The sequence below is a fragment of the Acinetobacter sp. YH16051 genome (genome assembly GCF_013417135.1).
Classification (GTDB): Bacteria; Pseudomonadota; Gammaproteobacteria; order Pseudomonadales; family Moraxellaceae; genus Acinetobacter; species Acinetobacter towneri.
In genome coordinates this window covers 1-1420 of record NZ_VPEN01000113.1, presented here as the reverse complement: position 1 = coordinate 1420, position 1420 = coordinate 1, and the positions used below count along the sequence as shown (strand labels likewise).

Below are 1420 nucleotides of genomic sequence, written 5' to 3'. Positions count from 1 at the left end.
ATCATTGCGGAGGCAAAGACTACTGCTGCGGCAGAAAGACAAGCTAAAATTGACGCAGAGGTTAAACGTACAGGAGCTGCTAAAGAAGCAGTAGAAGCTGCATTAGAAGCAGAAGAGCTTGCGGCATCAGACGCAGTCGCAGCGGCAGCCGCAGCCGAGATGGAGGCAAGATTAGCCGAAGATATGGAAGCAGAGGTTGCAGCATTTAAATGACCATCCTGATGACTTAATTTCATGCACGCACACAATCGTTAAATTAGGTGAGGGCTACCTGTTTTAAGTAGCCCTGCTTCGTTTAAGTTGGTCTTACAATAGGCGCGAGTTTCAACTCTACTGACATCATTTTTTCTGCTTCTGTCAGATCGCTACCAGCTAACCGCTTAGCCTTCTTACTCTTCTTTGGTGATGGATCATGCTCTGCTAGGCTGTATGTGGTTAATGCAGCTTCTACGGCATTTGTATTGATATCAGCAATGTGCTTGCTGAATGTGTAATCAGAATTTAGTTTATTCACACATTTTAGCGTAGCATCAATATCAAGGTGCGTGTAGATACATAAGTTGTAATGGTCGTTCTTAACCAACTTCCACAAGAATTTAGAAGTTGGATCTTTAGGGTAAAGTTTGTACGCACCAAACTGATCAAACTTAGTACCTATCGGCAGTTCAAACTCATATAGCTGGTGCTTTTCTTGAAAAGCGATAGCTAAAATTGAGTTTGCTTTCTGCATATTGTGTGGGTCATATTCAATGTAACTCGGTAAATGTAGTCCTTTGTAATAACCCTGAATTGTTGTTGCCATAATTAGATTTCCTCTTTGTTATTAAAATTAAAAAAAGCAATACCTCGCCCATCAAACGGTATGCTTGTGGGTTTGAATTGCTTAGGCTTTGTTGTTGCACTTGAAAGTGCAGAATTGGTACTTGCGTTAGAGTAATGATTTAAGCTCTTTTTAGCGCTGTTTGTCTTTTGTGGTACCTACCCAAGGGCAAGACCCTTTACAGCGCTTTTACGGCGTTCTTTTATATCATTACGGTATGATTTGAAGGTGGGTTATAGCATTGCTAAGCTAGAACATAACTTCAACGTTATGCTGAGCTATAAACTGTTGTTGTTTTCTTGAACTGACAGGTAATAACGGCTTCATCTCTCTGCTTCCATCGAAAGATCTTTTCATACCTTTCAGCTTTTGATCTAACTTTGCTCGGTAACAATGCCTAGTCACAGCATCATCGATACCATCTACACCATCACGGTTTAACCAATGAAAATGTATCTTTCCTCTAGGATCGTCATCTTCTAACTCTCTCGGGCTGAGAAATGCAGTTAATACCCCATCTAAGTTTTTCACAGCTTCTTGTATCGTTCTTAACTGACTTGGGGGGAAATGATTTGCTATTACCATCAAATGATAATGTTC

General features: G+C 40.6%; 2 protein-coding genes and 1 pseudogene. 1 reads left to right on the top strand and 2 read right to left on the bottom strand.

Features of this window, described 5'->3' with window-relative positions; genetic code table 11:
* Positions 1 to 213: hypothetical protein (locus FTV41_RS14695; RefSeq protein WP_179996761.1), on the top strand; the 213-nt coding region annotated here is incomplete at its 5' end.
* 82 nt (positions 214 to 295) lie between these two features.
* Here the strand turns inward: FTV41_RS14695 and FTV41_RS14690 are convergent.
* Together FTV41_RS14690 and FTV41_RS14685 are read right to left on the bottom strand one after the other, a co-directional pair.
* Positions 296 to 802: a hypothetical protein gene (locus FTV41_RS14690; RefSeq protein ID WP_179996760.1), complete on the bottom strand. Its 507-nt coding sequence runs from the start codon at positions 800 to 802 to the stop codon at positions 296 to 298.
* A gap of 267 nt (positions 803 to 1069) precedes the next feature.
* Positions 1070 to 1420 (bottom strand): annotated as a pseudogene (locus tag FTV41_RS14685) (hypothetical protein); the annotation flags it as partial.

Excerpts from the sequence above, each read along its gene's own strand:
- FTV41_RS14690 (WP_179996760.1), bottom strand. The coding sequence starts at position 802 with ATGGCAACAACAATTCAGGGTTATTACAAAGGACTACATTTACCGAGT.